Annotated in this window: 15 protein-coding genes; 5 read left to right on the forward strand and 10 right to left on the reverse strand. The window is 61.0% G+C overall.

The window, feature by feature from the left end:
* Positions 1-3 precede the first annotated feature (3 nt).
* Positions 4-717: a site-2 protease family protein gene (locus tag GTP46_RS00175; protein WP_161004631.1), complete on the forward strand. Its 714-nt coding sequence runs from the start codon at positions 4-6 to the stop codon at positions 715-717.
* A gap of 17 nt (positions 718-734) precedes the next feature.
* Here GTP46_RS00175 and GTP46_RS00180 read toward each other — a convergent pair whose 3' ends face one another.
* Both GTP46_RS00180 and GTP46_RS00185 read right to left on the reverse strand, forming a co-directional pair.
* Positions 735-2,174, reverse strand: coding sequence for a GntP family permease (locus tag GTP46_RS00180; protein ID WP_161004632.1), 1,440 nt, complete (start codon positions 2,172-2,174; stop codon positions 735-737).
* A 42-nt stretch (positions 2,175-2,216) separates the two neighbouring features.
* Entirely contained in the window at positions 2,217-4,067 is a 1,851-nt protein-coding gene (locus tag GTP46_RS00185; protein ID WP_161004633.1) for a hypothetical protein, read from the reverse strand.
* Between the two features lie 85 nt (positions 4,068-4,152).
* Here GTP46_RS00185 and GTP46_RS00190 point away from each other — a divergent pair, with 85 nt between their 5' ends.
* From GTP46_RS00190 to GTP46_RS00205, 4 genes are all read left to right on the forward strand, one after another.
* Positions 4,153-5,301 carry a TIGR04552 family protein gene (locus GTP46_RS00190; protein ID WP_161004634.1) on the forward strand — a complete coding sequence of 383 codons (1,149 nt, stop codon included), beginning with the start codon at positions 4,153-4,155 and terminating at the stop codon, positions 5,299-5,301.
* Between the two features lie 78 nt (positions 5,302-5,379).
* On the forward strand, positions 5,380-6,159 hold the full coding sequence (locus tag GTP46_RS00195; RefSeq protein ID WP_161004635.1) for a hypothetical protein: 780 nt from the start codon (positions 5,380-5,382) through the stop codon (positions 6,157-6,159).
* 5 nt (positions 6,160-6,164) lie between these two features.
* Entirely contained in the window at positions 6,165-6,569 is a 405-nt protein-coding gene (locus tag GTP46_RS00200) for a hypothetical protein (RefSeq protein ID WP_161004636.1), read from the forward strand.
* 168 nt (positions 6,570-6,737) lie between these two features.
* Positions 6,738-7,382 (forward strand): hypothetical protein, encoded by a 645-nt coding sequence (locus tag GTP46_RS00205; RefSeq protein ID WP_161004637.1) that lies wholly within the window; start codon positions 6,738-6,740, stop codon positions 7,380-7,382.
* 55 nt (positions 7,383-7,437) lie between these two features.
* Here the strand turns inward: GTP46_RS00205 and GTP46_RS00210 are convergent, their stop codons facing one another.
* From GTP46_RS00210 to GTP46_RS00245, 8 genes are all read right to left on the reverse strand, one after another.
* Positions 7,438-10,596, reverse strand: a complete 3,159-nt coding sequence (locus tag GTP46_RS00210) for a S8 family serine peptidase (protein WP_161004638.1) — start codon at positions 10,594-10,596, stop codon at positions 7,438-7,440.
* Positions 10,597-10,612: 16 nt separating this feature from the next.
* Complete coding sequence (locus GTP46_RS29350) at positions 10,613-11,353, reverse strand: NF038120 family PEP-CTERM protein (RefSeq protein ID WP_202414086.1); 741 nt, start codon at positions 11,351-11,353, stop codon at positions 10,613-10,615.
* Between the two features lie 365 nt (positions 11,354-11,718).
* Entirely contained in the window at positions 11,719-13,773 is a 2,055-nt protein-coding gene (locus GTP46_RS00220; protein WP_161004639.1) for an alpha/beta hydrolase family protein, read from the reverse strand.
* A gap of 137 nt (positions 13,774-13,910) precedes the next feature.
* Entirely contained in the window at positions 13,911-14,522 is a 612-nt protein-coding gene (locus tag GTP46_RS00225; RefSeq protein WP_161004640.1) for a hypothetical protein, read from the reverse strand.
* Between the two features lie 31 nt (positions 14,523-14,553).
* Positions 14,554-16,227 carry a serine hydrolase gene (locus GTP46_RS00230; RefSeq protein WP_161004641.1) on the reverse strand — a complete coding sequence of 558 codons (1,674 nt, stop codon included), beginning with the start codon at positions 16,225-16,227 and terminating at the stop codon, positions 14,554-14,556.
* A gap of 27 nt (positions 16,228-16,254) precedes the next feature.
* On the reverse strand, positions 16,255-17,061 hold the full coding sequence (locus tag GTP46_RS00235; RefSeq protein WP_161004642.1) for a hypothetical protein: 807 nt from the start codon (positions 17,059-17,061) through the stop codon (positions 16,255-16,257).
* Between the two features lie 5 nt (positions 17,062-17,066).
* Entirely contained in the window at positions 17,067-17,723 is a 657-nt protein-coding gene (locus GTP46_RS00240; RefSeq protein ID WP_161004643.1) for a lysozyme inhibitor LprI family protein, read from the reverse strand.
* A 20-nt stretch (positions 17,724-17,743) separates the two neighbouring features.
* Entirely contained in the window at positions 17,744-18,466 is a 723-nt protein-coding gene (locus tag GTP46_RS00245; RefSeq protein WP_161004644.1) for a substrate-binding periplasmic protein, read from the reverse strand.
* Between the last annotated feature and the right edge of the window lie 40 nt (positions 18,467-18,506).

Here is an 18,506-nt window from a genome sequence, read left to right on the forward strand (position 1 = left end):
CCGATGGGCAAGCTGATCGTCTGGCTGCTGGCGGCCGGCAAGATGGGCAAGCTGCTGACCACGTGCGGCACCATGCTGATATCGATGGTGGTATATAGCTGGGTCTATGGTTGGCGCTATGCGGCCGGCTTCGTGGGCCTGATCTTTGTGCACGAGATGGGCCACTATGTCGCCGCGCGCCAGCGTGGGCTGAATGTCGGCGCGCCGACCTTCATTCCATTTGTCGGTGCCTGGATCGCGTTGAAAGAGCTGCCGCACGACGTCGAGACCGAGGCCTACGTCGGCTTTGCCGGGCCCTTGGCCGGCACGGCAGGCGCCATGCTCTGCTACTACTTCGCGCGCAACAACGACAGCAGTCTGCTGCTGGCCCTGGCCTACTCCGGCTGTATGCTGAATCTGTTCAACCTGATTCCGATCTCGCCGCTGGATGGCGGCCGTATCACCGCCATCATCTCCCCCAAGGTGTGGCTGGCCGGCGTGCCGCTGCTGGCGGCGCTGTTCTTCTATCATCCGAGCCCGATGCTGATCCTGGTGGCAGTGCTGGCCTATCCGCAAATCAAGGAAGCCATCTGGGGTGATCCCGCCAAGCCGGACCACTACTACACCGTCGCGCGCGACACGCGCATTAACTACGGCGTGCTGTATCTCGGCCTGGTGGCGTTCTTGGCGATGATGAGCTACAGCGTGCACGACATGCTGGGCAGCGCGGCGAAGTAAGCTTTGGCCGCCCGCGCTTACACCAGCCCGGTCAGGTAGTACACGGTAATCACAACGAACACCGCCAGCGTCTTGATGATGGTGATGCCAAAAATGTCGCGGTAGGACTGGCGATGCGTCAGGCCGGTGACCGCCAGCAGGGTGATCACCGCGCCATTGTGCGGCAGCGTGTCCATGCCGCCGCTGGCCATGGCCACCACCCGGTGCATTACTTCCAGCGGAATCTGCGCCGCTTCCGCCGCGCGCATGAACTGCTCTGACATGGCCGCCAGCGCGATGCTCATGCCGCCCGAGGCGGAGCCAGTGATGCCGGCCAGCGCGGTCACCGATACCGCCGCATTCACCAGCGGATTGGGCACGCTGCGCAGCGCTTCACTCACCGACAGGAAGCCCGGCAGCGCGGCAATCACGCCGCCAAAGCCGTACTCGGAGGCAGTGTTCATGGCCGCCAGCAGCGCGCCGCCGACTGCGGCCTTGGTGCCATCGGCAAAGGTAAGGCGTATGCGAGCAAAGGCGGTGGCCACGGTGAGCAAGATGCCCAGCAGCAGAGCCCCCTCCACCGCCCAGATACCGACCACCGCTTTGATCGGCAGCGTGACCGGGGCGTGCAGGCCGGGCAAGGCGTCGGCGGTGAGGGCGTAGCTGTCGCCGTACCAGACGGGAATCAGCTTGGTCAGCGCAAAGTTGGCGATGCCGACCAGCACCAGCGGTGCCAGCGACAGCAAGGGATGCGGCAAGCCGGCGTGCGGCGGCGCCGGCACCGGCACCGGGGCAGCGGCGACCGCAGCGTCGCCACCGGTGATTGCCGCGGCGGCGCTCTCGTAGCCCTCGCCCTTGGCCATCGCGCTACGGCGGCGCCACTCCAGGAAGGCCAGACCGGCGGCCAGCGTGGCGATGGAACCGATCACGCCCAGCCACGGCGCCGCCCAGCCGGTGGTTTTGAAAAAGGTGGTCGGAATGATGTTCTGGATCTGGGGCGTGCCCGGCAAGGTATCCATGGTGAACGAGAACGCCCCCAACGCGATCGCGCCCGGCATCAGGCGCTTGGGAATATTGCTTTGGCGGTAAAGCTCAGCCGCGAATGGATAGACGGCAAACACCACCACGAACAAGGACACGCCGCCATACGTCAGCAACGCACACACCAGCACGATCACTGCATTGGCGCGGGTGCGGCCGATATACTTGATGGCCGCCACCACGATCGCTTCGGAAAAGCCGGACAACTCGATCAGCTTGCCAAACACCGCGCCCAGCAGGAACACCGGGAAGTACAGTTTGACGAAACCCACCATCTTGTCCATGAAAATGCCGCTGAACACCGGCGCCACCGCGCCCGGGTCAGTCAGCAGCACCGCGCCCAGCGCGGCAATGGGGGCAAACAGAATCACGCTGTAGCCGCGATACGCGGCCAGCATCAGGAACACCAGGGCGGCAAGAACGATCAGAAAAGACATGCAAGCTCCGCGAACAAGTTGAACTGGCTCCCATTTTAAAGACTATCGCGCGGCCGTGCGGTCCCTCAGGCCGACGCGGCACCACAGGAAGGGACGCGGCTCGGCGCCGATCGCGGCGGGCTGGGTGACGCAGCTGGCGGCGTCCAGTTGCAGGCCGTATTGCTGCAATCGGTCAGCCGCTTGCGCGATGGTAGTACGGTCTTGCGCGGCCAGATCGATGCGATGCTGCGGCAACAGGTCGAAGGTGCAGCCGCCGCTGGGCAGGCGGCGCAATTCAACTTGCAGGCGCACGTGCTGCATCAGGCTTGCAAGCTTGTTGCAACCGGCTGCATCGTCGGTCCAGCCCAGCGATTGGGCGAACGCCAGCTTGCGCAGCCGGGTGCCGTCGCGGTCGTTGCGGGCGGCGCTCAGCAACAGGTAGTGCGGACCCGGACGTTCGGCAATCGCCGCCAACTGCCGCGCGCGCCAGGCCGGCGATTCCGGCAAGCCGGTGCCGAGCGCGATCACGCGCGTTGCCGGCGGCAGGAAGGTCGCCATCCAGCCGGACGGCGGATCGGGTTGGGCGAAGAACACGATGCTGTCGGCCGGCTGGGCGATGGCAGGCACCTCGGCGCTGAAAGCTTGCTCGGCCCACTCGGCATGGCCCCAGTTTGCGATCGGGAACACGGCCAGCGCCAGCAAGGCCAGCACCACGCCCGCCACGCGCTGCGCCTGCGGCGCGATGTACTGCCACGCCAGCCAGATCGCCAGCGGCGCCAGCAACTCCAGCGGCACCAGGTAGCGGTAGATGCTGAACATGCGCATCCACACCAGGTAGGCGATCGCCACGAAGGCTAGCAGGAACACGATGCGCGGCGCCGGCAATGGTGCTGCTGCCGCGCTGCGGCGGCGCCACAGCCACACGGCCAGCGATGCCGCCAGCACCAGATACAGCACCGGCCACACGGCCAGCTTGAGCGGAATCTCCGACACGCGCCGCGTGTTGAAAGCAAAGATAAATGGCCAGAACAGGTTCTCCACCCAGCCCTGCGGACGGAAGAACACATCAATCACGCCGCCCTCTTGCGCCAGCGGGCTGTGGAACAGGTTGTTAAATTGCGGGAACAGCGGATTGCCGAAGGTCTGCCACATCTTGAGGAACCACCAGCCAGCGGCAGCCGCCACGCCGGCCAGCACGCCGACGCCGTACACGAAAGCCAGCCGCAGCCGCTGCCACCACGCCAGCGGCACGGTCAGCAAGGCGGCGCACAGCGCCACCGCGTAGGTTGCGTTGGTCAGCTTGAGTCCGGCGCTGACGCCCATCGCCGCACCGGCCGCCAGCACGGTCCACGCCACGCTGGCGCACCACTGCGGCAGTGCATCCCAGCAGCGCAACACCAGATATAGCGAGAGCAGCGCCGGCAAGGCGCTCAGGTTGTCGCCCATCGTGTTGCCCAGCTCGCTGAGGAAGCCGGGCGCGAACAGGCCAGCCATTGCCAGCAGCAGCACCGTGCGGCGCGGCGCAGCAGCGCCCAGCAACTGGCGCGCAATCCCGGCCAGCAGCACAAACGCCAGACCATGCAGCAGGCCCATCACAAAGCCGACCGCGCGCGGCGGCAGCCACTGGTTCAGGTAGTAGTACGGCAGTTCCAGCGTGGGATTGAAATAGCTCTGGAAACCGGCCGGCGAAAAATCGAAACCGATACGGCCGTTGAGCAGTGCGTGGGCGTTGTACAGGTGGTAGTTGCGCATGTCCCAGCCATCGTCCTGGCCGCTAGCCAGCGACAGCAAACCCAGTAGCAGCGGTATCACCAGCATGCTCCAGCGACCAGCCTGTGGATGCGTGAGGAAGTTGGTGCGGCGTGCAAACCACGCCGCCAGTCCGGCCAGGCGGCTATCGAGGAATTTAATCATCCGCTTGAGAATTAGGCTTGCAAAGGCGCTATTATAGTTTCAACCGGTAAGCAATTAATATAAAAGTAATCCGGCGGGAGGAGACATGACGGAACTGCACGCTTCACTCAGGAGCGACGGCAAGTTGTCGCTCAACTGGAGCTACCTGAACGCCATCGCCAACGGCATTTCGGCGATCGACCTCGGCGCGCTGGCCTTGCGCAACTTGCACGATGCGCGCCAATTCGTGCGCGAGTACGGCTTTGACCTGGAGCAACCGGCGGCGGTGGCGCTGATCGGCCGCGCCCATGCCGAGGCGGTGGCTTTCATCCGCTGCAGTTTTCTGGAGCCTGGCCAGGCCGGCCTGATTCCGCCCGAGGTGGCGACGCCGGACGATCCGCTGCAACTGCTGGTGTACGCCTCGCTGCGCGGCCAGCAAGTCGATCTGCGGCGCATGTGGTCGTGCGCGGTGCTGAAGGTGATGCATGGGATTTTTTACATCGACAACAACCTCAAGCTGCGCCACTTCCACGCCATCCGTGCGCAAGTGTTCGGCACGCTGGATGAAGTGATACGCCACGACGGCAAGCAGCACTTCCTCACCGACGGCGAAGTTTGCCTGCCGCTGCTGCACTACGACCGCAAGGACAACAAGGGCCGCAACAGCATCCTGCTCAAGCTGCTGCAAAAAGCTGCGTATCTGGCGGCCGATATTTTCGATCACCTCGGCGTGCGGCTGGTGTTTGCCACCCGCTGCGAATGCCTGCTGGCCCTGCGCACCTTGCAGCGCGCGCATTTGCTGTCGGTGACCAATGTCGACGCCGAGCGCACCCGCAACACCCTGCTCGATCTCGACGCCGCCAAGCAAGTCTTTTGCAAGTACCGCGCGCAGCTTGAGCACAGCACGGACTACCCGCTGGACTTGCTGCGGCAAATGGATGCGGAACTGGCCGAGATCGCCCAGCCGCAAACGCGCTGCGACAATCCGCACAGCGGCGTCGGCTTCAACAGCATCCAGGTCACGGTGCGCAAGATGATCCACGTGCAGCAGCTCGATGCGGCGCCGGAACAGGATTACGACGTCGGCTTTTTCTTCGAGTACGAAATCCAGCTGATGGATGAGGCCAGCTACCAGCGCAGCCTGAGCGGACCGGCCAGCCACGAAGCCTACAAAAAACGCCAGCTCGACACCGCCCGCACCCGCGTGTTCGGGCGCGAGCTGATACGCTGGATTGCCAGCCGCCCTGCAGTCTGAACGCGGCGCTGTCCGAACAGTGCGCCGCCACCGGACGCAGCGGCTTACCATAAGCGTCTCGCATGGCCGGAGACGCGCATGAAGTCGGGACTGACCATTTTCCTGGCCGCCGCACTGCTGGCAGGCGGCGCGGCGGCGCAAAGTGCATCCAGCGTTACGGTGGCCGCCACCCGTGATCCGGTCGACAAGTCCTACCGCAAGATGATGGCCGGCATGGACTTGTTTGAACGCCGCCACGCGCTGGCGCCGCAAGCCACCCTGCGCTTCCAATTGTTGCCGCGCTTGCCCGGCACGCAACTGGATGGTATCACTTTGCGCGTGGCCGGCGATACCGTCTCGCTGCCGGTGGTGGTAGGGCCGGATCACAGCTTCACGTTGGAGCGCAATCAGCGCGCGCTGCAGGAAGATGCGGCCGTCATCGCCAGCAGCAAGGCCAGCACACTGACGTGGCGCGTGCAAGTGCGCAGCCCCAACCTGCCGGACGGCATGCGCCGCCTGGGCGACTTGCGGCTGGAATGCCTGGTTGGCGTCGAAGCCGGCCTGCTGTCGAACAACGCGCACCTGTTCGCGTGGCTGGACCAGCTGTTCACCAGCGCCGACAGCGTCTGCAACGCAGCCGATGGCAACTACCTGTTCTTTGCGGAACGCCCGCTAGCCGGCGTCACCCTGTTCGACGGCAACCGCAGCGCCAACCTGCCCCTCACCGCGCTGTATGCCGGCGGCGCGCAAAGCCCTGCTTCGCTGCGTTTCTGCGATTGTGAAGTACTGCTCGAGCGCAGCTACTACGCGCCGATCTGGGACCGCAGCTGGTCCGACGAAACCCTGCTAAGCTTCAAGCACCAAGATCCAGAGGAATGACCACCATGAAAATCGCCCCCACCTTGCGCCTGGCTACGGCCAGCTTGCTCATCCTCACCGCCTGCGCCGGTGCGCAAACGTCGACCTCGGAGCTATGGAAACAAATCCAGGCCGCCAATACCGACCTCACCTGCGACAACAGCAGCCAATGCCACAGCCTGGGGGTTGGCGCCAAAGCCTGCGGCGGACCGGAAAACTACCTGGCCTGGTCCAGCAAAAACAGCGACGGTGCCAAGCTGAAAGCACTGGTCGAGCAGCACTCCGCCGCGCGCCGTGCCGACGATAAAAAGCAAGGCATAATGTCGACCTGCTCCGTCGTCAGCGATCCCGGCGCCAGCTGCCGCGCCGGCGTCTGCGTCCTCAACGAACGCTCCCTGGTCCCACCCTCCGGCCAACCCAACGTCAAATAGTTCTTCCGCTATACACAGGGGTAGGGTATGTTCCATCCCCCTGTGTATTTCGCTCGATTTTCCCTTCTATTTTTTTCTATTTTTCCCTGTTTTTTCCTGCTTTTGAACTCTTCCCGCAATTGCAGGTCTAAATAGAAGAAAGCAGAACAAAATAGAAGGAGAAATAGGATGAAATCCACAATCAGTCTACAGGTAGACACCAGCCTCCTGCTCCGCCTGATTTCGCAACTCCAAATACGCGGCGGAACACAAGACGTATCCGAGGTGATCGGCAGCGCCATCGAACTCTGGCTGCGCGAACAAGCCAGTCTACGAAAGGGTTGTGACCCAGCCTGCGTCCGCGGCTATCAATGGAAAACCATATTTCTACCGGAGGGAACGGAACTCTGTTCATGGAGTTACGGCGAGCACAACTACGCCCGCGTAGTGGGTGACGAAATCATTCATAACGGCCACTCAGTCACGCCCAACCAATTCGCTCAGTCCTTCGCCCGCAGCACGCGCAACGCTTGGGAAGATTTGCGCATCAGGCGCCCTGAAGACAAACAATTCAGGCCGGCCAGTCGCCTGCGCGCGGAGCAAGCCAAACAAGACCAACAGAACCAGCAAGCAACAGTCACCGGAATCACCGCCGCACTATCCGACACCTCAGCACTCGCCCTGCTGACCGCCTTGCAAACGCAGCTGCACAAGCAAGCGGCGCTGCCAGCACAAGCGGTGCCAGCCCCGCCGCGCGACACCACGCCGGGCGACGGCTGGGACTTACCCGAGCGCCGCAAATACCGCTACCGCTTGGAAGACATCGCGTACTAATAAAAAAAACCCGCGTCCAACTGCACGCGGGTTTTGCTTACCGGAGACTACGCGATCAGAACGCCAGAGCTTCCTTGGCGCGCGAGTTCTGGAACAGCGGCAGCGGATCGGTGGTGTCCACGTCAACCACGGTGGTGCCCTGCTTGACCCCGCCCAGCAGGAAGTTCACCGCGCCCACGTAGCGCTGGCCAACCGGCAGGCCCGACCAGCTTACGCCGACACTGGCAGTACCGCCAATGGTCGCCGAGCTTGGCACGTTGACCTTGAAGTTACCGCCGGTCGAGGTCGAATTCACCAGCCAGCTCGACAACGCGTAGGTGGCGGAACCGCCTGCTGGTGCATAACCGATCACGCACACCTTGTAGTCGCCAGCAGCTGGATTCAGCAGCTGTACCGACTCGTTGGCAGTGTCGCCACCGCTGCTGCCGACCACGGTCGTGCCCTTGATCACTACCAGGTCGAGGTCGCTCGTACCAGCAGTCGTGCCATGCACTTCATCGTCAAACAACGAGAAGCGCGCAGCAATGGTGCCGGCTGGGATGCTGACCGTATGCAGATTCACACCGGCTGCACCGCCCGCTGCGCACTGTGCATTGGCGGTCGACAGGGCGGTGCCCTGCACCACGGTACGGGTTTCCTTCGACGCTGGAATCAGGCCGCCTTTCACCGCGCTCATGGTGCCAGCAAAGCCGGTGCCCACGGTGATGATCTTGCTGCCGGTGGTCGCTTCGCTGTACACGCCAGCTGGCGCTGCCAGCGCGCTGCCGCGCACGGTCAGCGGGCTGCGCACGGTATGGGTACCATCGCTCCACACCAGCTTGCCGTAGGTCCAGGTATCGATAGGCGCATCGACGCGGGTCACCTTCACCGTGAAGGTGCCCTTGGCGCCGGTACCCAGCACCAGCTGTGCCGGCGACACTTGCACCGAGTAGCCCGGCACCGATGCGGTGGCGTTGTAGGTTGCAGTGGTGCTGCCGACGTTGGTCACGGTACGGGTCAGGGTCATCGAGCCCAGCACGTTACCAGCCGTCAGCGACGCCAGGTTCAGGTTCTGCGCAGCGATCGAACCGCCGAACGAGGTGCACTGTGCCGCCGAATAGATCAGGCCTTGGCCGCACAGGAAGCGTGCGTACTCGATTGGCGCGATGTCGTACACCAGGCCAGGATCAGCCGCGGTGGTCGGGGCGATGTGGCCAGCGCCTTGGGCCCATGGCAGCGTGCCGGTGTTCTTGGCCGTTGCATCCCACGCCACGCCGCTGGTCAGGCCGTCGGTGTAGGTGTCATACGCGGTGGTCATCAGGGCCGACTTGATGGCCGCTGGAGTCCAGTCCGGGTGACGCTGTTTCAGCAGCGCTGCCACGCCGGCCACGTGTGGCGACGCCATCGAGGTACCGGTGTAGAACGCCCAGTCGGTCACTGGCGATACGCCGCCTGCTGCCACCGCATCGTGCTGCTCTTTGGTCAGGCCGGCCGTTACGGCAGCCAGGATGTCGGTGCCCGGTGCGGTCAGGTCCGGTTTCAGGATGTTGGCGCTGGCGACGTTAGGACCACGCGACGAGGAACCGTTCATGATCGGCGCCTTGACGGTGGTGTCAAGGGTAGCGCGCAGGTTGCCCAGCGAGCTGTTGGCCGAGGCGTTGGCCGCCACGTAATCCTTGACGATCTTGCCGTTTTCCTTGGTGATGTGCACCGTCGATACCGTGTGCGGCTGGCTCAGCACGGTGCTGTTGCCGCCTTCGACGTTGGCGATGATCACGCCCACCGCGCCGGCGGTCTTGCCGTTGGCGCTCTTGTTGACCAGTACGTTGCTGCCGCGGTCGCACACCAGCACCTTGCCGCTGACCTTGGCCGGATCCAGCAGCGCCGCCAAACCGTCGGTCGCGCCGAAGCACTGCGCCAGCTGGGTTGCGTTGACGCCCGGCAGGCCAGCGTCCCTGGACAGGATCAGTGGTGCCGCCGGGGTGTTGGCGTTGGCCGAGACACCGGTCACGGTGACGCCATTGCCCAGCACAGCATCGCCGAGGTAGATGCGGTCGTGGGTCGAGTTACCGACCGTGGTCAGCCATGGGCTGATGTGGGCCACCGGCGCCGGCGCGGTTGCGGTCGGGCCCGAGTTACCGGCCGACGCGGCCACGAATACGCCAGCTGCCGCTGCGCCAAAGAAGGCTTGCTCGGTCGCTTCATTGAAAGTGCCGCCGCCGGAGCTAGGGCCGATCGAGAAGTTGATGACGTTCACGCCATCCTTGACCGCCTGGTTGATTGCCGCCACGCTGTTGGCAGTGGCGCAGCCGTTCTTGGCGGTCGCGGCGTCGGTCCAGCACACCTTGTAGGCGGCGATGCGCGCACGCGGCGCCACGCCGGAAGTCTTGCCCAGATTCAGGCCGCCGGTCAGCACGGTCACATTGCCGTTGCCGCCCGCCGTGCTCGACGTGTGGCTGCCATGGCCGCCCGAACCTTCGGTGCCGGCCACCGAGTCACGCGCCGAGTTGAACTCGGTCCAGTGCAGGGTTTGCGAGGATGGTTTGTAGTAGCGCGCGCCGATCAGCTTGTTGTTGCAATTGGCCACGCTGAAGCCTTCGCCGGTATCGCAGCTGCCTTTCCAGCTGGCTGGCGGCGCGTTGTACACCAGCGTCGAACCGCTGTGGCTAGGGTTGCCATCCGAGTCCACGCGATCGGCGTAGCTTGGGTTTTCCGGCCAGATACCGCCGTCGACGATGCCGATGATGATGTCTTCACCGGAAGCGCCCTTGCCGCCCAGCTGCTCCCACAGGCCGCCGGCCTTGTCCAGGCCGATGAAGGAATTGACGTAGCTGTCATCCAGCTTCATCACGGAGTCGGCGGTGATGGCCGCTACGCCGCTGTTCTTTTTCAGCGCGCGCACTTCATCGTCGGTCAGCAGCGCAGCAAAGCCGTTGAACACCACGTCGTACTTGTGGGTCACTTCGGCATTGGCGACCGTGCTGATCACATCGTTTTGTTTGCCGTCCAGGTAGCTGATGTAGGCCTGCACGTCGGCAGCATCCACATTCAGGCGCTGGCCCTGGACTGGCATGGTGGCAGCCAGGCCGGTCACTTGGCCGGTGTAGGTAGCGACTGGCTTGTCGACCAGTTGCACGATATAGGATTTACGCTCAGCTTCCGCGTGCGCAGTGGCAGCCAGTGCCGACAGCATCAGCAGGACGCCGGTAGTCAGGGGGCGAAGTTTGATTTTCATATGCGGGTTCCCCTGCTTAAACGTTGTTGGTTTTATTGGCGCGACGACGCGACACCAGGCTGATTGCAGCCAGGCCGAGGCCCAGCATGGCGTAGGTCTCTGGTTCCGGTACTGGCGCCAACAGGGTCAGGTTGTCGATCGCAAACTGGGCCTGGTTGTCGGCAGGATTGATGCAACCGGAGCCATCGAACACGCAGGAGCTGATGGTGACGCTGCTGAACGCCGTGCCGCCGAACTTGGACGCCAGGCTGGCGGTCAGGAACGGCGAGTTGCCGCCGACCAGCGCCGGGAAGTCGAAGGAATAGGTCACTTTGCCGCCGCCGCTGGTGATGCCGGTCACGGTCAGCTGGCCGTAGGAATAGCCAGGCAGGCTGCCGACTGGCGCCAGGAAGGCGTAGTCGATGGCGCCGAGGGTGAAGGCCTTGCTGTCGCCGCGCGAAATATTCACGCTGCCGTCGTTGACGCCGAGGTAGTACATGCTGGTATTGCCGCTCGGGCAAGCAGCAATCGCGCACAGGTAAGGATCGTTGCCGTTGCCGATGGCGCCGGCAAAGCCAGTGCCGTTCGGGCCGGCGGTTGGGGTGTCGATCACGGCGAAGTGATAGGCGCCGGTGTCAAAGGTATCGAGGCCGTTGTAGGTGTTGGAATCGAGGGAGTCAAAATCGATGGTGTCGGCCATGGCTGGCGCGGCGCTCATCAGTGCCAGTGCGCCGAGCACGGCTGCCCCTGCTTGTTTCAGCTGCATGAAGTCGTTCATTTCTCTGCCTTGTGGTTAAGGGATGGAGCCATGACTCGCCCGGTCGATTGCCCGGCTGAGCCCTGATTACTTTTCTTAAAAAGTAACAATCAATATAGCTAAACCACTTCCACAAAGTAACGAAACATTAACTTTTATTATTTGAATATCTTTTTAAAAAACCAAATTAAATCTTGCTTGCACTATGAAAGTTTTGTCATGACGATGTCATCAAAATCTGCTGGAATTGTTTTATTTGTGTTGTAATTATGCAAAAATTAATACGTATAAGCGTAAAAAAAGCCAGCCCGAGGGGCTGGCTTGCGCTGGTCTGACAACCCACCAATTAAAATATTGTCATAATTTTCTTGATGGCAATATTTCGTTTATTTCTTGATATAGGTGTCCAGCCAGTCGATTACCGTGTGATGCCACAGTACCGAATTGGCCGGCTTCAGCACCCAGTGGTTCTCGTCCGGGAAGAACAGCAACTTGCTCGGAATGCCCCGGCGCTGCAGCGCGGTAAAGGTGCCCAGGCCTTGCGCAGTCGGGATGCGGAAATCAAGGTCGCCCTGCACTACCAGCATCGGCGTCTTCCAGTTTTTCACCTTCAGCGCCGGGTTGAACTTCTCGTGCAGCTCCGGTACTTCGTAGTACGGACCGCCGCTTTCCCACTCGGTGAACCAGATCTCTTCGGTCGAATACGCCATACCACGGGTATCGAACACGCCGTCGTGGTTGACGATGCACTTGAAGCCGTCGGACCAGTTACCCTGGATCCAGTTCATCATGAAGCCGCCGTAGGACGCGCCCAGCGCGCAGCTGTTCTCGCGGTCCAGCCACGGGAACTTCTGCACCGCTGCGGCCAGGCCTTTTTGCAAGTCTTCCAGCGGCTTGCCGCCCCAGTCGCCGCTGATGGCGTCGGTGAACTTCTGGCCGTAGCCGGTCGAACCGTGGAAGTCGATGAACACTGTCGCGTAGCCGGCGCCCGCGTACACCTGCGGATTCCAGCGATAGCTCCACGAGTTGCCGAAGCTGCCCTGCGGACCGCCGTGCACCAGGAAGGCGACCGGATACTTCTGGCCCGGCTGCGCATTCCACGGCTTCATCACGTGGCCATACACCGTGTCGCCGTTGGCGCCGGTGAAGGAGAATTGCTCGTACTCGCCGAACTTGACGTCGGCCAGCGCGGCTTCGTTCAGGTGGGTCAGTTGCTCAGCCTTGTCGGCGCTGCCGCCCAGCTTGAACTTGTACAGCTGCGCTGCGGATGCCAGGTTGGCTTGCGCGATCACCACCGTGTCTTTGGCCACGTCGAAGCCGCTGACATAACCCTTGCCGGTCAGCGCCGTCACCTTGCCGCTGGCGGCGTCGATGGAGAACAGGCGATGCTGGCCGACATCATCGGCATTGGCCAGGATGGCCTTGCTGTCCGGGGTCCAGCGGAAGTCCGCAATCGAGCGGTCCCAGCTGTCAGCCACGGTGCGCTTCTTGCCGCTGGCCACATCGATCAGCACCAAGTGGAAGCGGTCGGCTTCAAAGGTCGGCTTGTCCATGGCCACGTAGGCCAGCGTTTTGCCGTCCGGCGAGTAGATCGCCTTGGTGTCCCAGGCCTGGTTGTCGGCGGTCAGGTTCTTTGGATCGCCGCCGGTGACCGGCACCGTGTAGACATCGAAGTTGGTCGACCAGGCTTCGGTCTTGCCGGCGATGCGGGCCGAGAAGGCCACGGTCTTGCCGTCCGGGCTGAAGTGATATTCGTCGTGATCGCCGAATGGTTTGGACGGCACGTCGCCATCCAGCTTGCCGCTCAGGCTGACCGGTTCGGCGCTGACTTTGCCGGTCGCATCGATCGGCGCCGAGTACAGCACATTGTTGCGGCCATCGGCCCAGGTATCCCAGTGGCGCACGAACAACTTGTCGTACACCTTGCCGCTGGCCTTGACCTTGGCTTGTTCGTCAGCGCGCTTCTTGCTGCAGGCGAGCTCGGCGCAATCGCGGTACACGGCCATGCTGAACAGCAGGCGGTCGCCCTGCGGCGACAGGCGGAAGTTATCAACATCCAGCGCCAGGTCAGTCACCTTGGCCGCTTCGCCACCCGCCAGCGGCAGGCGCCATACTTGCGACGAACCGGAGCGGCCGGACAGGAAGTAAATCGCATCGCCGCTTGGCGACCATTCCGGATCGGTGGCGCTGGCGGCAGCTTGCGTCAGGCGCACTGGTGCGGCCTTCGGATTGCGCAAGTCCAGCAGCCACAGCTGCGTATTGCCGCGGTTCTTGTCGAGGTCAGTGGTGCGCACGGTGTACACCACGCGGCTGGCGTCCGGCGACAGCACAGGGCTGCCGACGCGTTCCATCTTGACCAGGTCTTCTACAGTGAAGCCGCGCGGCGCGGCCACAGCGCTGGACGCCATCGCGGCGCCCAACAGCAGCAGTGGGATTCTCATTCGGGGTTCTCCGATGTTATTAGAAAAATACCGGCTTGTGGCCGGGCATCGGACATCATACCAAGAGAGCCGGGCACTGCGTCAGGCTGTTACTTTCCGCAATATCCCGGCCGGACGCAGCGCCCAAAGGTTTCATATCATTTTGCGCCCCGCTTCGGGATGTACAGCAAAAGCTCGATGGCGTCATGGATAGTCTTTTCACCGCGAGCATTTGCATTCAGGACCGCGTCCAATAAATCGACAGTGCCTCCACGGCAGTCCCGCACCGAAATACTGGGCTTGATTTCCTTGCCAGCATTCGGAAGGTGAAACTGAACTTCGGGATTCTTATCGTCGTACCACTGTTTCAAGAGCGTGGGCGTCTCTTCGCAATAATCAAATTGCGCAGCATTATGATCTGCCAACAGCAGGATTCGCCCACTATCATCAAATACGATGACCGCAGTGCCAGGCCAACCTGTATTGGACAGTCCAACGAATAGCAATTGATTGGGTGCTGCGAAAAAATTCCCACAGAAGGCATCGCTCAATTGAAGCAAGAGCTTATCGCCTTTGAATACACGCACTTTGAATTCGGGCGACTTGGGATCGCGTATCGAATTGAAAGACTGAACGATCTTGATAGCGCCGAACCTGAACGTTTGCTCCGTTTTCTTCCGCTCCATTGGAGGCATGTCGGCATAGGCCTCTACTGAGGATACTAAGCCAATGATGATCACTAAGCCGAAGACTATGAGATTTCTTATCAAACCTTACTCCTGATTGTGCCGTCGACGTGAACTATTGAAGTTGGGTCACCGTTAGTTTGGGCGCGCGCGCATTTCGCGTATCTAAGGTAAAACGAAACTGCCCGGCTGCCCTCACTTCAAACTGCAAATTATCTCCCACCGCATCCAGCGTCTTAGCTTTTCCTGGCTCTACCTTCGTGTCGCCACTCGCCGCGCCAAAATCAACTGCCTTGAAATCTTCAGAGCCCAACTTGAACAGGTAGTGTCCTTTGCCTAGCTGGAGCTGCGCGCTGTACACATGCGGGGCTTGCGATTGCATGACGTCATTGAGCCCCCAGTTATTCATATCGCCGCGCAGGAAGAACGGGACGCGGGCGTAATCCGGATCGGCCTCGGCCACGCGCGACATGCGCTGCAGTGAACCGAATTGATGGCGGGTCAACGCTTCCACCGTTCCATTCGCGGCAAGATTGAATTCGAATTGCACGTCCGCTGAGCGGGCGAAGAATTGCTTGTTTGACTCGGCGAAGATGGGCAGCCAAGGTTGACCACCCTGGCGCACGCTCAACTGGGTGCCATCCCGTTTGACCCACGTCTTCGCGCCATCCGCCGCTGCGTAGGTACCGGCCAGTTCATCCAAACGCGCCGGCGTCAAACTCATCAACGTACGCTCAGATGGCAAAATGACTTTCTGTTTTAGCGCCACCTGAGCAAGTGGCAACTCCATCCACATCAGTTCCCTTTTTTCGATATTACTCAGGATGATCACGCTGATTTTCTCGTCAGGGCGGTAGCTGCTCAAAGTGCTAAAGCCTTCAATTTCGCCGGCGTGAAAATAGCGTTTTCCTTCGGGGCCATCCATGATCATCAGGCCCAGTCCGTAGCCCGGCGGGACCGGTGTAGTCATCGCGCGAACGGAAGAAAGCGAAAGCAGCCGGCCTTCATATAAAGCGTTTTGCCAGCGCAGCAGGTCCCGCGTGGTTGAATACAGCGCGCCGGCGGCATAGGGGACGCTCATATGAATAAACTCCGCATTGCTCAATTCCTGGCCCAGGCTGGCGTAGCCAGCGGCACGGCGTGGAATGATCGCTGCATTCGTGTCGTAGCCGGAGTCCTTCATCTGTAGCGGAGTGAATATATTTTGTTGCACGAACTGCTCGTAGGTCACGCCGCTCACTTTCTCAATCAGCATGCCCAGCAAAACATAACCAGAGTTGCTGTAGTCCCAGCGGCTGCCTGGTTCAAAGTCCAGCGGACGCGCGCGTACCAGCTCCAGAATCTCAGCAGGCGATTTCGCAAAGCGCTCGATATTGCGGTATTCCGGCAGGTCGGTGAAAGAATGGATGCCGGCGGTATGCGTCAGCAATTGCTGGATGGTGATGGCGTGCCATGCTGTCGGAAGTTCAGGCAGGTGCTGGCCGACAGGATCGCTCAGTTTCAGTTTTCCGCGCTCCTGCAGCAACAGCACCGATGCTGCCGTGAACTGCTTGGTTACCGACCCAAGACGAAAGCGGGTATCTGATGAATTGCGAATCCCCCATTCGAAATTCGCTTCGCCGTAGGCTTTTTGCAGCAGTACCTTATCGCCCTTGGCCACCAGCACGGCACCGGAAAAATTCTGCTCTTTCGCCAGCGTATCCGCCACGCGTTCCAGGCGCTGCAAATCTTGTGCGTTACTGCCTGTTGCCAGCACTACCATGAAGAAGCACACTCGCCAAGAAAACATATGGTCTCCGTTTCTAGTCTTGTAATCCTAATGAAAAACCTCGTTCCCCTCGACACCGATTAGCACATTGAGACCGGTGTCCCGTATCGCCGCAACCGCTTCGTTGCGACGTTCACGCGAGATGCCACGCTCTTGCATCAGGTCGATTTCATCTGGGCGAGGCAGCGTTTTCAGTGCAGCCGTCAACTCAGCAGAGGTAGCGTAGGTATGGCCATTGACGATAAACACATCAGACTTTACCTGCACCTTGAGCACTTTGATCTTCCACTGCGCTGTGATCTCGGGGCAGGCCTTAACGCTTGGATCGATGGTTCTAATCCGTTTTGAGTACGCGCCTGTTTCATTCAGCTTTTGCTTCTGCTCGAGCGTGATCAAATATTCGTTGCTTGAATCGATCAGCAAATTCGTCGCACGCTGCCAGTCGGCGGCGGACAAGGGTTGGCGCTGCCAACCGGTGCTGAGGTGGGCGTACCGCCGGTACTCAGGACATTCTCTGCTGACTGAGCCTACAGCAATCACCACCGGGACGCCGCTTTCGATATCGAATATCAGCGGACTTTCGGGATACAGTCCACCCGGCTCTGGCTGCGAATGCCATTCAACTGGTTGGGACGAGTTAAGCGGGAATGTGAATTTAAGATGGCGAATATCTGCCCTGCTCAAGTCTGGATTGCTGGCCCATTCGCCGCCACCGGAGACATAGTCCGTTTGGCGGGTGATCACAATGGTTTCACCGCTACTCAGTTTTACTTCCTCCTGCCACTGACTCGGGGACTTGGTACAAGCCACCAACGAAACGTACACGAGGATGAGAAGCAGCAGTTTTGCACGCATAAAGCCTACCGTCTCCGATATTGCCCATTAAAGCTCACATTCAAGCCGCCGCAGCCTGACTCTTCCTTCACTTCGATCACATTGTCGTGTAGCGCCAATTTTGCAGAGCATCCATCGGCATCGAAGACCGCAATCCCATCCGCCCCAACTGGCTTGGAATAACCCAGTATCTCTCCGTCATTGATTTGACCATTTTTTGCATTTGGCCCGTACCAAAGCGCCCGGCCCGAAATAAACAAGCGGCCGGAACGCAGTCCGAGGATGGACATCGATGCCGTGTCCTGGTCTTCCTTGCCCTTCCAATACCGCACAAAACTGCCCGTCCATTTGGAAGCCAGATCGGTTGATGCCGATACGCCATTGAGTATCTCAATGCGTTCAGTGAACTCCTTCTTGAGACATGCCACGTCGTCGCATGAAGTCAATCGATACGACGAGAGCCAGTCACGCTGCGACTGTTTTATACCGAGCTTGTTGCCTACCCGGCTGTAAGCGCTCCTGTACGCAACAGCCAAAGCTTCATCAAGGGCCGACATTGCGCCATCCGAACAAATCAGTTTTTCCGTCTTGGATTTTGCTTTTGCGCAGTCGAAGCTTGCAACAGAAGCTGTCAGTGACACGATGCAAGCCAGTGCGGCGAAAGCCCGCATTTTCATCTTCATTTTTATAGTTCAAACCTGTGTTATCTGGAACTGCGCACCTGCCGCACCGCATCCCAGTAGCTGTCGACCTGCGCCTGGTGCTTCTGGTAGTAAGCCTTGTTGACCACCAGGTACATCGGCGTGGTGATCAGCGGTGTCGGCAGCATGTCGATTTCGCCCTTGTACTTGCGGCCGATGATGGCTTCACCCTCGCCTTGCTGCGTGACCACCGCCGCCACCCGGTTTTGCGCCAGCATGGCAAACGCCTGCTCCGGACTGGCCGCGCTGTCGTCGATCACCACATTGAGCTGGCGCAGCAGCGCCACGTGCAGCAAACCGGGCTGCGTGCCGACCGGCTGGCGGCCGAGGTTGATGAATTGCTTGCCGTCCCAGTCCACCGTGCCGCCATGCCGGCGCGACACCGAGAAACTCAACTCGCCCACCGCGCGGCTGGTGTCGGGCTGCGAATCTTTCATCGGGAACGCACTATAGGCGCTGCGCTCCTCAATGAAGGCAGCCAGCATGGCGTCCACCTGCCCAGTGCGCAGCTGCTCCATGCATTGGAAACGTGGCGCCACCACCGTCTGGATCTGCACCGCCTGCAAGCGCGCAGCGCGGCGCAGCACTTCCTGCGCGCTGCCAGAACCGTCGGGATAAGTCATCGGAGGGAAGGGATGGTCGAAGATGCACATTTTCACCTCCAGCGGCGCAGCTTGCGCCAGCAGCGGAAAACCCAGCAGTAGCGGCATAAGCATCGGGCGCACGGCAGCTCTCCCTTTCATAGTTGACAACAAATATCTTATC

Origin of the sequence: Duganella flavida, from assembly GCF_009857445.1 — a bacterium.
GTDB classification, from domain to species: domain Bacteria; phylum Pseudomonadota; class Gammaproteobacteria; order Burkholderiales; family Burkholderiaceae_D; genus Rugamonas; species Rugamonas flavida.

Bases quoted from the DNA above. Each gene is read 5' to 3' on its own strand.
- GTP46_RS00210 (WP_161004638.1), bottom strand. From the start codon at position 10,596: ATGAAAATCAAACTTCGCCCCCTGACTACCGGCGTCCTGCTGATGCTG.
- GTP46_RS00230 (WP_161004641.1), bottom strand. From the start codon at position 16,227: ATGTTTTCTTGGCGAGTGTGCTTCTTCATGGTAGTGCTGGCAACAGGC.
- GTP46_RS00185 (WP_161004633.1), bottom strand. From the start codon at position 4,067: ATGATTAAATTCCTCGATAGCCGCCTGGCCGGACTGGCGGCGTGGTTT.
- GTP46_RS00180 (WP_161004632.1), bottom strand. From the start codon at position 2,174: ATGTCTTTTCTGATCGTTCTTGCCGCCCTGGTGTTCCTGATGCTGGCC.
- GTP46_RS00235 (WP_161004642.1), bottom strand. From the start codon at position 17,061: ATGCGTGCAAAACTGCTGCTTCTCATCCTCGTGTACGTTTCGTTGGTG.
- GTP46_RS29350 (WP_202414086.1), bottom strand. From the start codon at position 11,353: ATGAACGACTTCATGCAGCTGAAACAAGCAGGGGCAGCCGTGCTCGGC.
- GTP46_RS00195 (WP_161004635.1), top strand. From the start codon at position 5,380: ATGAAGTCGGGACTGACCATTTTCCTGGCCGCCGCACTGCTGGCAGGC.
- GTP46_RS00200 (WP_161004636.1), top strand. From the start codon at position 6,165: ATGAAAATCGCCCCCACCTTGCGCCTGGCTACGGCCAGCTTGCTCATC.
- GTP46_RS00240 (WP_161004643.1), bottom strand. From the start codon at position 17,723: ATGAAGATGAAAATGCGGGCTTTCGCCGCACTGGCTTGCATCGTGTCA.
- GTP46_RS00175 (WP_161004631.1), top strand. From the start codon at position 4: ATGGGCAAGCTGATCGTCTGGCTGCTGGCGGCCGGCAAGATGGGCAAG.
- GTP46_RS00205 (WP_161004637.1), top strand. From the start codon at position 6,738: ATGAAATCCACAATCAGTCTACAGGTAGACACCAGCCTCCTGCTCCGC.
- GTP46_RS00220 (WP_161004639.1), bottom strand. From the start codon at position 13,773: ATGAGAATCCCACTGCTGCTGTTGGGCGCCGCGATGGCGTCCAGCGCT.
- GTP46_RS00190 (WP_161004634.1), top strand. From the start codon at position 4,153: ATGACGGAACTGCACGCTTCACTCAGGAGCGACGGCAAGTTGTCGCTC.